Source organism: Bacteroides sp. 3_1_23 (assembly GCF_000162555.1).
In the GTDB taxonomy this organism is placed as follows: domain Bacteria; phylum Bacteroidota; class Bacteroidia; order Bacteroidales; family Bacteroidaceae; genus Bacteroides; species Bacteroides ovatus.
The window spans coordinates 12214-26993 of record NZ_GG774960.1 but is presented as its reverse complement, the minus strand read 5'-3'; the positions used below and the strand labels follow the sequence as shown (position 1 = coordinate 26993).

Below are 14780 nucleotides of genomic sequence, written 5' to 3'. Positions count from 1 at the left end.
AACACTCTGCTGAATGATAACGCAGTTTATTCACCGTTTTTTTGTTTACTGTTTTTTTTGTTTACTGTTCAGCCGCTCGTTATTAATAGAGCAGCAAACCTGCAATACCACAGGCGATAATCATTAATATCGGATTGGCTTTATATTTTCTTGTTCCGATGAATGCAATCAGAAAGATAATGATACTGATAACGAATGAATAAGTATCTTCCGTAGGCGAACCGAAGTTTTCTGCGTTCATTAATACCAACGCAGCGGAGGCGAGTAATCCGACTACTGCCGGGCGTAATCCATTAAAAATAGATTCTACTATCGGATGTTTCTGGTATTTTAGGAAGAATTTACTGATGGTCAACATCAAGATGAAAGAGGGAAGGACTACGGCAAAGGTAGCAATGATGGAACCCCATACGCTACCCGTAGAAGTAAACCCTACATAAGTAGCTGCGTTGATACCAATAGGTCCTGGAGTCATTTGGCTGATTGCGACAATATCCGTGAACTCCTGCGAACTCACCCATCCATAGCGGGTTACCACTTCGCCTTGAATCATGGAAAGCATGGCATAACCGCCACCGAAGCCAAAGAGCCCGATCTTGAAAAATGTATAGAATAACTGTAGGTAAATCATGTGATTAATAATTTATTATATAATAATTTTAGGCATGGATTACACGGATTTCCCGGCTTTTAGAATTATGAATCTGTAAAACAACAGCGTTAATCCGCGCCTTCTCAACTCTCCATTCTCCATTCTCCATTCTCAACTCTCAACTTTTCTAAATTTCCCCCACAGGAAACCTCCTACACCGGCCGCAATAATAATCCAGATAGGGGAGAAGCCCAACAGCCAGATTAATATTGCCGAGACAACAGGAATCCACAGATTGTAGCGGTTGATTTTTGCGGATCGTCCCATGGTAAAGGTCGGCGCCGCGATGAGTGCCACCACTGCCGGGCGAATTCCTTTAAAAATACGTTCCACTATCGGATTGTCTTTGAAACTATGAAAGAACAGGGCGATAGCCAATATAATAATGAAAGACGGCAAAATTGTTCCCAATGCTGTGATAATACTTCCCCGGATTCCACGCAGCTTATATCCTATAAAGATAGAAATATTGACTGCCAAAATTCCCGGTGCGGATTGGGAGATAGCCAGCAGATCGATAAAATCTTCCTGCGCAATCCATTTCCGTTTGGTGACAATTTCATTTTCAATCAGTGGCACCATTGCATATCCTCCTCCAATAGTAAAGGCGCCTATTTTAAAAAAGATTCCAAATGCTTCGAGATAAATGTTCATTCTTTCTTTTCTCCTCCTTCCTTACTAACTGCTTTTTTCTCTTTGCCATATTGACGGGGACTTACATTATAATGCTTCTTAAATACTTCGCGGAAGTACTTGGCGTCACTGAATCCCGTCATTTCTGCAATTTCTGTTATGCTATGTGTGTCTTCTTTTAGTAATTGTACGGCACGTTTCAGACGAATCAGCCGGATATAATCTCCCGGTGCCTGATCGGTTAATGCCCTTAATTTATTGTAAAAACTTGTGCGACTCATTCCCATCAGGCTGCATAATACATCTACCGTGAGAGCAGGATTGTCAATGTTATCTTCCACGTTCTTTTTGACGTTTGCTATGAATTTCCAGTCAATGTCTTGCGAACAGTTGATGCAGTCTTCATCATTTTCCTCATCATTCAGATCTAAATTTGCGAATTTGCTGCGCAATAGTGCACGGTTAGCCAGCAGATTGGCAACATTAGCTTTCAATATACCAATATTGAATGGCTTCACAACGTATTCATCCGCACCAATCTGAAGTCCCGAGAGAATATCTTTCTCATTATTCAAAGCAGTCAGCAGGATAACAGGAATGTGGGAGGTTTCGATATTATTCTTGATAGCTTGGCATAATTCATCCCCCCGCATTTCAGGCATCATAATGTCTGAAATAACCAGCTCTGGTTTGTACTCGGGAATAATCGTCAATGCTTTTTTTCCATTGGAGCAAACCTGTACGAAATACTCCTCGGATAACGTTTGCGACAGATAGTTGCGCAACTCATCATTATCTTCCACAATCAAGATGCGACGATGATTAATGTTCTCTTTCTTTTGTGCATTTTCGTAGATTTCAGGTGATGGAGGCGGAACGTTATCAATCGTATTTTCTATACGCTGTTTGCTCGGAGTTGCCAGATGTGCTTTCCGGAAGCGCTTGCTGTCTTTAGGGAATGTTATTTTGATAACCGATCCCTGGTTTTCGATGCTTGACAGATTAATCTTTCCTTTATGCAGGCGGACTAGCTTCCATACAAGCATCAGTCCGATACCACTTCCTGTTACTTTGGAATTAATAGCATTGCTGCCACGGAAATGAAGTTTGAACAATTTCTTTTGTTCATTGGCCGGGATGCCGATTCCTGTGTCTCTGACTTCCACGCTCCATGAGTCAGATGTTTCTGAAACGAAAACCTGTACATTTCCATTTTCCGGAGTATATTTCAGTGCGTTCGAAATGATGTTCTTAAAGATAGATTCCATCTTTTCTTTATCAAACCATACGTTCATATACCTGAAATTACTTTCATAAGTGAAGTTGATATGTTTGATGTTGGCGTACTGCTGGAACGCGTTGAATATTTCATTCATAAACGTGTTTAGCTCATGCTCTGAAATATATAATTCGGAAGAATATACGTCCGCTCTTTCAAAGTTGATAAGATTGGTGGTAAGACGTAATAGGGCATTTACGTTTCGTAATGCCGTATTCATGTTCGAAATACCTTCTTTACTCAACTCCTCTTTCTCGCGTAGTTCTTCCAAAGGTGCTTTGATAAGCGTCAATGGGGTACGGATATCATGTGCCGTATTGATAAAGAAGTGTATTTTCTCATCGGAGACTTTACGCTGCTTTCTTAAAATCAAGATACGTAATAGAATGATGGCAATGAGACAAAGGATAGCTGTATAAACCAGCATGGCCCAGAATGTCAGCCAGAAAGGTTGGGCTATGATAATATCCATACTTCTTTCTTCAAGCATGATGCGTTTGTCTTCATTGGAGATGGCACGTACCCTTAGCGTATATTTGCCCGGGGCAAGATTGGTGTAACGAATCGTGTTCTCTGTTCCGGGTTTGCTCCATTTATCATAGAAACCTTCTAGCCTCCAAGAGTAAAGAATATTGGAAGGATAGTCATAGTTGATGGAAGAAACCTGCAAAGAGAATCTGTTTTGATTGTATTTTAACTTTAGTACCTTTGTATCATTGATGCTTGCTTTCAACGGAGAATCCTCATCACCCGGATAGATTGTTTGATAAAAAAGCTTGAAATCGCTGAAAATCATTTTAGAAGAATAACTTCTGGGCAATTTCATATCCTTGTCAAATTCCACTGCTCCGTCAGAACTGCCTAAAATGAATTTATTGTTTTTCCGTAACGTACCTGATAGCGCATTGAAATGGGTGGTCATCAATCCCATATCTTTGGTCCAGTTATAGAATTTTTTCTCATTGGGATAAAAACTTGTCAATCCGCTTTCTGTACTCATGATTATATCTTTGTCCGCATCCGATAATATGGTATAGATATTATTGGATATCAAAGCACAGTTTTCCGTGTGGTAATGAGTGAACAGTTTTTTATTAATATCGTAAATCAATAGTCCCGACCCGCTGGTACCTATATACAATGAACCGTTTTTTGCTTGGTACAGGGAATAGATATAGTTCGACTCTACCGGAAGTTTTATGCGCTCGAATTTTCCGGATTCTTTATCTAAAAGACATAGGCCGGTGGCACTACCGATCCACATACTTTTTTCATCTTTCTCAACGATGGCGGTAATGGAATTTAATCCATCATAAAACCGTACTTCCTGCGTCTTCAGATTAATACGCTTGAGGTTGTAGAATCCTCCCGACCAGATATAACCCTGCATATCTGTACGAATATCACGTATATATTTATCCGGTCGCTTGTTTGTATGAGTGTACAAAGGCGGCATGAAATAGCTGACACTGAACGTTTTCTTATCTATCTGGTAAGCACCGGAAGAGTACCCGCCTGCCCAGATAATTCCGGGAGCCACTTCGCATATAGTAAGAAAGATATGGCTTTTATTACCTTGCGACTCTTCAAAAGCACTAAGCACCGATCGCCATTGTCCGGTCTTTGAATTAAAAAAACTGATGCCATTGTTCGTTGCAAACCATAAATCTCCCTCTCTGTCTTCAATAATGGCATTTACTTGATCGTTGATTAAAGACTGTTTGTTACCGATGGAGTGCTTAATCCATTTGTAGCTCGTATAACGGTTGTTTTGTATCGTGATTCCGATGGGATAATTAGCCAGCCATATCCGTTCTTCATCATCCACAAAAATGTCATTGATACTGTTACCGTTCATGCCACAATTACTGTTATAATCAGCCACAATTTCGGGTACTATTTGATAAGTATCCATATTTATTTTGTGTACTCCTCCGCCATCGGTAGCTATTAATAACTCTTTGTCATTTAGCGGCTTGAACCGTGTGATACTGATATCTTTCAGGTTATAATCCGGTCGTATGACGGATTTGGTATTCATATCATAAACCATAATTCCCCGCAAGAAAGTGCCGATGAATAGTTTCCGAATCTTTTTGTCGAAGTGTAAATCGCTTACTTGGGCTTTCACGCTCTCCAACTTATCGCAATTGATAAGTTTCAATGCGTTGTTTTCTAATTGGGCATAATGAATCCCCATTTCCGTACCGATGAAGAAATGCGATTCGTCTATTTGTTCAATATCAGTGATTTCTTCACTTATATCATTCTTTATATGGGTGACTTGTTTGGTGTCCGTATTATAGAGAAAGATAGTATCTTTATTGCATAGCCAGATGTGTTTGTTCTGGTCGAGCCAGGCATAAGTGACCGGGTCCGGCTGTTCGCTGAAACTTTCCATCGGTAATTTATATACAAGACTGAAGCAGTCGTGAATCTGGTCATACCGGAATACTTTTCCTTTTTTCCCGATTTCCCATAAGACTCCTTCCTGATCAATATAAAGCCAGTTTAGATTTAACAGAGAGTTCACTTCTGCGTCACCATCCATTAACTTATATCGTTTAAACTCTTTTCCATTGTATCGATCAATACCTTCGTGCGTGAGGAACCACATGTATCCGGTTTTATCTTTTTGAATGCAGTAAACCCGCCGGTTACTTAACCCATCCTCCACTCCGAGATATCGATACGTCTGCGCGACACAAATTAGAGGAAACAATAAGATTAGAAAAAGCCATTTTTTCATACAAATAGGACTTTTAAGGGTTATTGAATCTTTTATGAGGGGGAAAGTTTGACAAAATTAAGAAGATTTTTTGATATTACAAAATTTTGATGAAAGATAACAGCGCTCCAAAAATGAAGAAAATAGACTATTTTATAACTATTTGTATATACTGTTTGTTTTCGGTATTTTGGTATCTATCAGAAGTCTTCCGGTAGAATGGAAAGTTCCGTAAAATAAGAGGCTGGCACTATTTAAAGTACCAGCCTCTGTAAAATATGGAAATGATTTATTTCATTTTCGCTTCCACCCACTTGCGGGCATTGACAAACGCTTCTATCCATGGAGTAACCTGATCGCTGTTCTTGCGGTCGGCCGGATAGCAACCGTTCTGCCATGGGAAGATGGAACGTTCCAAGTGAGGCATGATAGCCAAGTGGCGTCCGTCTGCGCTGGCCAGTGCTGCGATAGAATAATCGGAACCGTTCGGATTGCCCGGATATTCATCATAGCTATACTTCGCTACTACATTATATTTATCTTCGTCATATGGCAAAGAGAATTTTCCTTCTCCGTGAGCTACCCAGATACCCAGTTTGCTTCCACTTAAAGAGCCGAACATCACACTGCGGTTAGTCGGGATAGTAAGACCAAGGAAGCGTGATTCGAATTTGTGTGAATTGTTATGTAGCATTTTTCCTTTCTTCTTCAGTTCCGGGTTGATAAGATTGAGTTCCATCATCAGCTGGCAACCGTTGCAGACACCCAATGACAATGTATCTTCGCGTGCATAAAATTTATCCAATGCTTCTTTAGCTTTCGGGTTGAACAGGAATGCGCCTGCCCATCCTTTAGCAGAACCCAGTACATCGGAGTTAGAGAAACCACCGCAGTAAACGATCATGTTTACGTCTTCCAGTGTTTCGCGTCCGCTGATGAGGTCGGTCATTGTAACGTCTTTTACGTCGAAACCTGCCAAATAGAGTGAGTAAGCCATTTCGCGCTCACCGTTTGTACCCTTCTCACGGATGATAGCCGCACGGATACCGCTTGGGGTACGACGATCCGGAGTGATACCGTATTGAGAAAGCTTACCTTTGAATTCCGGCATGAAAGCGAATTCAACAGGTTGCATCTTATAGTTTTCAAAACGTGCTTTTGCGCAACCGTTCATAGATTGTTTGCGGTCGAGCAGGTAAGAAGAAGAATACCATACGTCACGCATATAATCGATACCAAACTGGTAAGTAGCACCATCTTTAGATACCAAAATGTGGCGTTCGTCAGTCGGTTTACCCAGCTTTATATAGCCTACGCCTGCATCTTCCAGAATCTTCTTCACTTCATCCTTATGCTTGTCGCTGATCTGGATAACAATACCCGGGTTTTCCGCGAACAGAATCTTGACGATATCTTCTTCCTTCATCTTGTCGAGGCTGATTTCCAAACCGCCTTCTACATTAGAGAAGCACATTTCGAGCAATGTAGTGATTAAACCACCGGCAGATATATCGTGTCCTGCAAGGATCAATCCTTTGTTTACAAGTTCTTGTACGGCAAGGAAAGCGTCACGGAAATATTCGGCATCCTGTACGCAAGGTACTTCGTCGCCCACTTTACCCAGAGATTGTGCGAAAGCCGAACCACCTAATTTCAGTTCGTCGAAGCTGAAGTCAATATGATAAAGCGTAGTCTTTTCATTGTTAACCAATACTGGAGATACTACTTTCTTCACGTCGGAAACTTCACCGCCGGCAGAAACAATCACAGTTCCCGGAGAAATCACTTTCTCACCGTTCGGATACTTCTGTGTCATAGACAAAGAGTCTTTTCCGGTAGGAACATTGATTTGCAATGCGCAGCAGAAGTCGCTCAATGCTTTTACAGCCGTGTACAGACGGGCATCTTCACCTTCTTGAGAACGGCAAGGCCACATCCAGTTGGCAGACAGAGAAATGCTGTCCATACCTTCCGCCATCGGAGCCCAAACAAGATTGGTCAGTGCTTCAGATACGGAAAGGATAGAACCGGCAGCCGGATCAGCCAATGCTGCTTGCGGAGCATGTCCGATAGAAGTAGCGATTCCTTTTTCGCCACGGTAGTCAAGTGCAACGACACCGCAATCACTCAACGGCAACTGAAGTTCGCCCTGACATTGCTGGCGTGCCACTTTACCTGTTACCGAGCGGTCTACCTTATTTGTCAACCAGTCTTTGCAGGCAACAGCTTCAAGCTGCAATACATTTGTCAGATATTCATGTAATTTAGACAATTCGTATTTCGGCATTTCGTAATGACGTTCCACGGTTTTGTCTACCATATATGTCTTGGGAGAAGAACCGAACATCTGCTCTACAGCAAGATCAAACGGACGTACACCGTCAGCCTGTTGGAAGGCGAAACGATGATCGCCGGTTGTTTCACCGACTACATACATTGGAGCGCGTTCGCGTTCGGCAATCTTACGTACATGTTCGATGGCTTCTTCTTTAATCAATAGCCCCATACGTTCCTGGCTTTCGTTGGCGATGATTTCTTTTGCCGACAAAGTCTTATCGCCGATAGGCAATTTGCTCATATCGATCAAACCACCACATTCTTCCACGAGCTCGGACAGACAGTTTACGTGTCCGGCAGAACCATGGTCATGAATAGAAACCACCGGATTCACCTCTTCTTCGCAAAGAGCGCGTACTACGTTGTTGGCACGTTTCTGCATTTCTGCGTTGGCACGTTGCACAGCGTTCAACTCGATACCGCTGCTGTAACGGCCGGTGTCAACAGAAGATACGGAACCGCCACCCAGTCCGATACGATAGTTGTCACCACCGATTACTACCACTTTATTTCCTGCTTCCGGTGTACCTTTGAGGCAGTCACGTTGTGTACCGTAACCAACACCACCGGCGAGCATGATGACTTTGTCGTAACCATAAACTTCTTTGTTTTCTGTATGTTCGAAAGTCAGTACTGAACCGCAGATCAGCGGCTGACCGAACTTGTTACCGAAGTCGGAAGCACCATTGGATGCTTTGATAAGAATTTGTTCCGGAGTTTGGTACAACCATTTACGTACCGGAAGAATCTCTTCCCACTCGCGTCCTTCTTCTGTGCGCGGGTAAGAAGTCATGTAAACAGCAGTACCTGCAATCGGCCATGAACCTTTACCACCACCCATACGGTCGCGGATTTCACCACCCGTACCGGTAGAAGCACCGTTGAATGGTTCTACAGTAGTAGGGAAGTTATGAGTTTCCGCTTTCAGTGAGATAACACTCTTGATGTCCTTTACCTGGAAGAAATCAGGTTTTGAATGATCTGCCGGAGCAAACTGTTCCACAACCGGACCTTCAGCGAAGGCTACGTTATCTTTATAAGCAGAGATTATTTTATTCGGATTTTCCTGTGTCGTCTTTTTAATCATTTGGAACAGAGAAGATTCCTGTTCTACGCCGTCGATAATAAACGTTCCGCCGAAAATTTTGTGGCGGCAGTGTTCGGAGTTGATTTGTGCGAAACCAAATACTTCAGAGTCTGTCAACTTCCGTCCGAGGTCCTTTTCTACTTTCTTCAGGTAGTCCATTTCTTCTTTAGAAAGAGCCAAACCTTCTTTTTCGTTGTACACTTCGAGATCTTCGATATAGATGATCGGCTCCGGTTGACGGTTTGTTGTGAATACGTTTTGGTCGAGTCCTTTGTACATGCGTTGGAGCATCGGGTCGTAGTCTGCGTTTTCGTCCTTAACAGGGAAGTACTCCTCGATGCGGCTGATGCCTTCGAGCCCCATGTTTTGGGTGATTTCTACTGCGTTTGTACTCCAGGGAGTGATCATTTCGCGGCGTGGGCCAACGAAACAGCCTTTCAGGTTTTCTTCACTTTCCATCACGGCTTCGCCAAAAAGCCAGCAGAGTTTATTACTTTCGTCAGGGGTGAGCTGATGGTTGCTCTCTACGGCAATCACGCTCTTGGAAGGGGTTCTGAAAAAAAGAATCATGTTGTATATTTACGATTTTACGATTTACGATTTTACGATTGAAGTTCCTGCAGGAGAAACTCTTCTCTTTTTCTGTGGCGCAAAGATAATCAATTTCGTTGGTGGTAGGAAAAAAATAGAGAATAAATTCCTATACCTTATTAATATGTTTATTTTTGATGTACGTTTTACTTATTATCGCTATATATAGTGATTCTTGTGTGGAAAAAACGTTAATATACTATCCCCATATCACAAAAAAGTGCGATATTTGCGACATGATTCAGATAGAGACCATATTCGATATATTAGTGAAAGGCTTTATTATTGGCGTTGTTGTGTCCGCACCCCTCGGTCCGGTGGGCGTATTATGCATCCAGAGGACTCTGAATAAAGGGCGTTGGTACGGATTCGTAACGGGGCTGGGAGCCTCGTTGAGCGATATAGCATACGCTTTGCTCACCGGTTATGGGATGAGTTTTGTGTTCGATTATATCAATAAGAATATTTTCTATCTGCAGTTATTGGGGAGTGTCATGCTACTCCTTTTTGGTATATATACCTTTCGTAGCAATCCGGTGCAATCCATTCGTCCGGCTTCATCCAGCAAAGGTTCTTATTTCCATAATTTTATTACCGCCTTTTTCGTCACTCTATCCAACCCCTTGATAATCTTCCTGTTTATCGGACTTTTTGCCCGCTTTGCCTTTGTGCAGCCGGGAGTCCTGGTGTTTGAAGAGATCACGGGATATCTTGCAATTGCTATAGGAGCATTGACTTGGTGGTTGGGTATCACTTATTTTGTGAATAAGGTGCGCACTAAATTCAATTTACGTGGTATCTGGATACTGAATCGTGTTGTAGGAAGTATCGTAATGCTGGTATCTGTTGCCGGATTGATTTATACTTTGTTGGGAGAGTCACTTTATTAAGAGATAACATAATGAATCAGATAGCACAACAACTGAAAGAGAAGAATATTGCCGAATACCTTATATATATGTGGCAAGAGGAAGACTTGATCCGTGCCAATCATTGTGAACCGGAAGAGATGGAGGCAAATGTAATTGCCCGCTATCCGGAAGAACAGCGGCCTGCCATGCGAGAATGGTATACCAACCTGATTACGATGATGGGCGAGGAAGGAGTACGGGAAAAGGGGCATCTGCAGATTAATAAAAACGTGATTATCAATCTGACAGAGTTGCACAACGCATTGTCCTCTTCTCCTAAATTTCCTTTTTACAGTGCTGCTTATTTCAAGGCATTACCGTTTATCGTAGAATTACGGAATAAAAACGGCAAGAAAGATGAACCCGAACTGGAAACCTGTTTTGAAGCGTTGTATGGAGTACTCCTGCTTCGTCTTCAAAAGAAGTCTATCAGCGAAGGAACTGCCAAGGCAGTGGAAGCTATCACTAGTTTCCTTTCTATGTTGGCAAATTATTATGATAAAGACCGTAAAGGTGAATTAAAACTGGATGAATAAATGAGAATTTTAGTAACGGGTGCCAACGGTCAACTTGGCAATGAGATGCAGGTGCTTGCGAAAGAGAACCCGCAACATACGTATTATTTCACAGATGTGCAGGAACTCGATATCTGTGACAAGCAAGCTGTGTGGACTTATATGGCAGAGAAGCAGATTGAGCTTGTTGTTAATTGTGCTGCTTATACAGCTGTAGATAAAGCTGAAGATAATCAAGAATTAGCATACAAATTGAATTGTGAAGCACCGAAACAACTGGCAAGTGCAGCACAAGCCAATGGTGCTGCCATGATACAAGTATCTACTGACTATGTATTTGACGGTACTGCGCATACTCCATACACGGAAGACTGCAATCCTTGCCCGGATTCTGTATACGGCACCACTAAACTGGAAGGAGAAAAGGAGGTAATGAATCACTGCGAGCAAGCAGTCGTTATCCGTACCGCATGGCTCTATTCTATTTTTGGCAATAATTTCGTAAAGACGATGCTTCGTCTTGGAAAAGAGCGTGACAGCCTGGGAGTTGTTTTCGACCAGATCGGGACTCCGACGTATGCCAATGACCTGGCACGGGCCATCTATGCTATTATTAATAAAGGTATTGTTCGCGGTATCTACCATTTCAGCAATGAGGGAGTTTGTTCCTGGTATGATTTCACGGTAGCTATTCATCGTCTGGCAGGAATAACCACCTGCAAAGTGAAACCTTTGCATACAGCCGAATATCCCGCGAAAGCAAACCGCCCGGCATATTCCGTGCTTGATAAAACAAAAATAAAAACAACGTTCGATATAGAGATTCCTCATTGGGAGGAGAGCCTCAAACAATGCATTGATAAAATTATGAAAGATGAATAATGAATCTAGGCTATGTTATTCCAGCATAGCTTATTCATATTTTATAATTCATAATTCTAACTAAAAAACTATGGCAGATAATACAGAAATTTTGAGACGGCGGACGTTCGCCATTATTGCACATCCGGATGCTGGTAAGACATCTTTGACGGAAAAGTTATTGCTTTTCGGAGGTCAGATACAGGTAGCTGGCGCAGTAAAGAGTAATAAGATTAAAAAGACGGCTACGTCCGACTGGATGGAAATCGAGAAACAACGTGGTATTTCGGTAACGACTTCCGTGATGGAATTCGACTATCGGGACTATAAGATTAACATTCTCGATACTCCCGGTCACCAGGACTTTGCCGAAGATACATACCGCACACTGACAGCTGTAGACAGTGTTATCATCGTTGTAGACGGTGCGAAAGGTGTGGAAACGCAGACACGTAAACTGATGGAGGTGTGCCGTATGAGAAAGACTCCGGTAATAATCTTCGTCAACAAAATGGACCGTGAAGGAAAAGATCCGTTCGATTTGCTTGATGAACTTGAAGAAGAACTGATGATTCAGGTTCGTCCCTTGTCCTGGCCGATAGAGCAGGGAGCACGTTTTAAAGGGGTATACAATATCTATGAACAGAAACTGGACTTGTATCAGCCATCCAAACAGATGGTAACAGAGAAAGTGGCAGTCGATATTCATTCGGAAGAACTGGATCAGCAGATTGGCAAGTCGTTGGCAGACAAACTGCGTGGCGATTTGGAACTGATTGAGGGTGTTTATCCGGAATTTGATTCTGAATCCTATTTGGCAGGAGACTGTGCGCCTGTATTCTTTGGATCAGCGCTGAACAACTTCGGTGTGCAAGAGTTGCTGAACTGTTTCGTAGAGATAGCTCCCAGCCCTCGTCCTGTACAGGCAGAAGAGCGTGAAGTGAAACCTGACGAACCGAAATTTTCCGGATTCATCTTTAAGATAACCGCCAACATTGATCCCAACCATCGTTCTTGTGTGGCATTCTGTAAGATTTGCTCCGGTAAGTTTGTCCGCAATGCTCCATATACACACGTCCGTCATGGAAAAACAGTGCGTTTTTCATCGCCTACCCAGTTTATGGCACAGCGCAAAACGACGATTGACGAAGCCTATGCAGGAGATATTATCGGTCTGCCGGATAATGGTACCTTTAAGATTGGCGATACATTGACAGAGGGTGAACTGCTTCATTTCCGCGGATTGCCGAGCTTCTCGCCGGAGATGTTCAAGTATATCGAGAATGCCGATCCGATGAAACAGAAACAATTGGCAAAAGGTATTGACCAGTTGATGGATGAAGGTGTGGCACAGCTGTTTGTCAATCAATTCAATGGCCGTAAGATTATTGGTACGGTAGGACAGTTGCAATTTGAGGTCATTCAGTATCGTTTGTTGAATGAATACAATGCATCCTGTCGCTGGGAACCGGTAAGCCTTTATAAGGCCTGCTGGGTAGAAAGCGATGATCCGGCGGAGCTGGAAGCCTTCAAGAAACGTAAATACCAGTACATGGCAAAGGATAGAGAAGGACGCGATGTGTTTTTGGCGGACTCCAGTTATGTACTTCAGATGGCTCAAATAGACTTTAAACACATCAAATTCCACTTTACAAGTGAGTTTTAGAACATATTCGTACGATTTTAACTAAAAAATCAGGTAAAAAAAGGAAAAACATATCTCATATAAATGAGTGAAGAGAAATGAAGACACTATCCTGGGATAAAATTCAGCAAGGGGATGAAGAGGCATTCCGGCAGCTTTATGAGCAATATGCAGATTTACTGTATGGATATGGCATGAAGATAGCCGGTGATGAGACTTTGGTAACCGAGGCGATACAGTCGTTGTTTGTTTACATCTTTGAGAAAAGAGAAACTTGCGCGGCCCCTCAATCCATACCCGCTTACTTATGTGTTTCGTTGAGACACATGATAGTGAACGAGCTGAAAAAAGAGAATAGTGGATCATTCAAATCACTGGATGAAGTAGGCACAAACGAATATCAGTTTGATCTGGAGATCGATATTGAAACTGCTATTATCCATTCAGAGTTGGAAAAAGAACAGCTGGAAGTTTTGCAGAAAGAGCTGAACAATTTGACAAAGCAACAGCGGGAGGTATTGTATCTTAAGTACTATAAGAAGATGAGTCCGGAAGAAATAGCCCAGGTGATGGGGCTCACTTCGCGTACAGTTTATAATACGACTCATATGGCTATATCCAGTCTACGGGAGCGTATGAGCAAATCTTTCTTGCTACTGGTGGCAGCTAATTTGTGGATTTTTAATTGAGGTGAGATATGGAAAAGTGGACAGAATCTTTAGAACAATACCTGGAGGAAGGTAAGCTTCCTCTAGTGGGCGAAATATTTTCCCGTAAGAAAGAAATAGGTGATAAATTAAAGTTGCAGCGCGAAGAAAGCCATAAGATTATCTTAAGCCGGAAAAGAAAACAAAGTGTCGGAAGAAGAAGCTTCTCCTTCTCTTGGGGAGTGGCAGCTGCGGTCGTTCTTCTTTTGGGAGTAGGCAGTTACTTTCTGGCAGAGGAAAAGGTAGTGACGGATAACACTGCAATGAATTATGAATTGCCCGATGGCAGTAGTGTGCAGGTGATGGAAAACTCACGTCTGACTTACAATCATATAACATGGCTTTGGGAGCGTAAGTTGCAATTGTTGGGCAAAGCCTCTTTCAATGTAACCAAAGGCAAGACATTCACCGTTAGCACTGAAGCCGGCGACGTGACGGTACTCGGTACTAAATTCTTGGTCGATCAGCAGGGAAAGAAGATGTTCGTAAACTGTGAGGAAGGAAGCGTGAAAGTCGAGACTGCCGTAGGTAAGCGTACATTGCTTGCCGGTGAAAGTGTGCGTTGCGATGAAACCAAGATTGTGCCAGTAGAAAAAAAGGCGGAAGAATCGGAATTCCCTGAAGTGCTAGGGTATGAAGACGATCCGCTGATAAATGTAGTGGCAGATATTGAGCATATATTTGAGGTAACAGTCGTCGGGCATGAGAAATGCGAGGGGCTGACCTATAACGGGACGGTCTTAACAAAAGACCTGAACGCCACACTGGAAAAAGTCTTCGGGTCGTGTGGAATCAGTTATCAAATTCGAGGGAAAGAAATTATTTAAATAAAAA

Annotated in this window: 10 protein-coding genes; 6 read left to right on the top strand and 4 right to left on the bottom strand. The window is 42.5% G+C overall.

The genetic code is table 11. From position 1 onward, the window contains the following. Positions 1 to 82: 82 nt before the first annotated feature. The 4 genes from HMPREF9010_RS00715 to purL all read right to left on the bottom strand — a co-directional run bounded on the left by HMPREF9010_RS00715 (position 83) and on the right by purL (position 9286). On the bottom strand, positions 83 to 631 hold the full coding sequence (locus tag HMPREF9010_RS00715; protein WP_004300958.1) for a chromate transporter: 549 nt from the start codon (positions 629 to 631) through the stop codon (positions 83 to 85). Positions 632 to 763: 132 nt separating this feature from the next. After that, the gene (locus HMPREF9010_RS00720; RefSeq protein ID WP_004300957.1) at positions 764 to 1306 is read right to left on the bottom strand and encodes a chromate transporter; all 543 of its coding nucleotides are present in this window, start codon (positions 1304 to 1306) and stop codon (positions 764 to 766) included. Beyond that, the gene (locus HMPREF9010_RS00725; protein ID WP_008651854.1) at positions 1303 to 5313 is read right to left on the bottom strand and encodes a two-component regulator propeller domain-containing protein; all 4011 of its coding nucleotides are present in this window, start codon (positions 5311 to 5313) and stop codon (positions 1303 to 1305) included. Before HMPREF9010_RS00725 ends, HMPREF9010_RS00720 begins: the two co-directional genes overlap by 4 nt. A 268-nt stretch (positions 5314 to 5581) precedes the next feature. Next, positions 5582 to 9286: a phosphoribosylformylglycinamidine synthase gene (gene purL, locus HMPREF9010_RS00730; RefSeq protein WP_008651848.1), complete on the bottom strand. Its 3705-nt coding sequence runs from the start codon at positions 9284 to 9286 to the stop codon at positions 5582 to 5584. Positions 9287 to 9543: 257 nt separating this feature from the next. On the opposite strand from purL, the gene HMPREF9010_RS00740 reads away from it, so the two are divergent. The 6 genes from HMPREF9010_RS00740 to HMPREF9010_RS00765 all read left to right on the top strand — a co-directional run bounded on the left by HMPREF9010_RS00740 (position 9544) and on the right by HMPREF9010_RS00765 (position 14773). Further along, positions 9544 to 10197, top strand: a complete 654-nt coding sequence (locus tag HMPREF9010_RS00740; RefSeq protein ID WP_004314184.1) for a LysE family translocator — start codon at positions 9544 to 9546, stop codon at positions 10195 to 10197. An 11-nt stretch (positions 10198 to 10208) separates the two neighbouring features. Then, positions 10209 to 10754, top strand: a complete 546-nt coding sequence (locus tag HMPREF9010_RS00745) for a DUF4924 family protein (protein ID WP_008651846.1) — start codon at positions 10209 to 10211, stop codon at positions 10752 to 10754. Continuing rightward, positions 10755 to 11615 (top strand): dTDP-4-dehydrorhamnose reductase, encoded by an 861-nt coding sequence (gene rfbD, locus HMPREF9010_RS00750; protein WP_008651844.1) that lies wholly within the window; start codon positions 10755 to 10757, stop codon positions 11613 to 11615. Between the two features lie 70 nt (positions 11616 to 11685). Further along, positions 11686 to 13260, top strand: coding sequence for a peptide chain release factor 3 (locus tag HMPREF9010_RS00755; RefSeq protein WP_008651843.1), 1575 nt, complete (start codon positions 11686 to 11688; stop codon positions 13258 to 13260). A gap of 77 nt (positions 13261 to 13337) precedes the next feature. Further along, on the top strand, positions 13338 to 13928 hold the full coding sequence (locus tag HMPREF9010_RS00760; protein WP_008651842.1) for an RNA polymerase sigma factor: 591 nt from the start codon (positions 13338 to 13340) through the stop codon (positions 13926 to 13928). Positions 13929 to 13936: 8 nt separating this feature from the next. After that, the gene (locus HMPREF9010_RS00765) at positions 13937 to 14773 is read left to right on the top strand and encodes a FecR family protein (protein WP_008651840.1); all 837 of its coding nucleotides are present in this window, start codon (positions 13937 to 13939) and stop codon (positions 14771 to 14773) included. Positions 14774 to 14780: the final 7 nt, after the last annotated feature.

What these genes read in the sequence shown, in the direction of transcription:
- HMPREF9010_RS00745 (WP_008651846.1), top strand. Translation starts at nt 10,209, where the DNA reads ATGAATCAGATAGCACAACAACTGAAAGAGAAGAATATTGCCGAATAC.
- HMPREF9010_RS00755 (WP_008651843.1), top strand. Translation starts at nt 11,686, where the DNA reads ATGGCAGATAATACAGAAATTTTGAGACGGCGGACGTTCGCCATTATT.
- HMPREF9010_RS00760 (WP_008651842.1), top strand. Translation starts at nt 13,338, where the DNA reads ATGAAGACACTATCCTGGGATAAAATTCAGCAAGGGGATGAAGAGGCA.
- HMPREF9010_RS00720 (WP_004300957.1), bottom strand. Translation starts at nt 1,306, where the DNA reads ATGAACATTTATCTCGAAGCATTTGGAATCTTTTTTAAAATAGGCGCC.
- HMPREF9010_RS00765 (WP_008651840.1), top strand. Translation starts at nt 13,937, where the DNA reads ATGGAAAAGTGGACAGAATCTTTAGAACAATACCTGGAGGAAGGTAAG.
- HMPREF9010_RS00715 (WP_004300958.1), bottom strand. Translation starts at nt 631, where the DNA reads ATGATTTACCTACAGTTATTCTATACATTTTTCAAGATCGGGCTCTTT.
- HMPREF9010_RS00740 (WP_004314184.1), top strand. Translation starts at nt 9,544, where the DNA reads ATGATTCAGATAGAGACCATATTCGATATATTAGTGAAAGGCTTTATT.
- rfbD (WP_008651844.1), top strand. Translation starts at nt 10,755, where the DNA reads ATGAGAATTTTAGTAACGGGTGCCAACGGTCAACTTGGCAATGAGATG.
- purL (WP_008651848.1), bottom strand. Translation starts at nt 9,286, where the DNA reads ATGATTCTTTTTTTCAGAACCCCTTCCAAGAGCGTGATTGCCGTAGAG.
- HMPREF9010_RS00725 (WP_008651854.1), bottom strand. Translation starts at nt 5,313, where the DNA reads ATGAAAAAATGGCTTTTTCTAATCTTATTGTTTCCTCTAATTTGTGTC.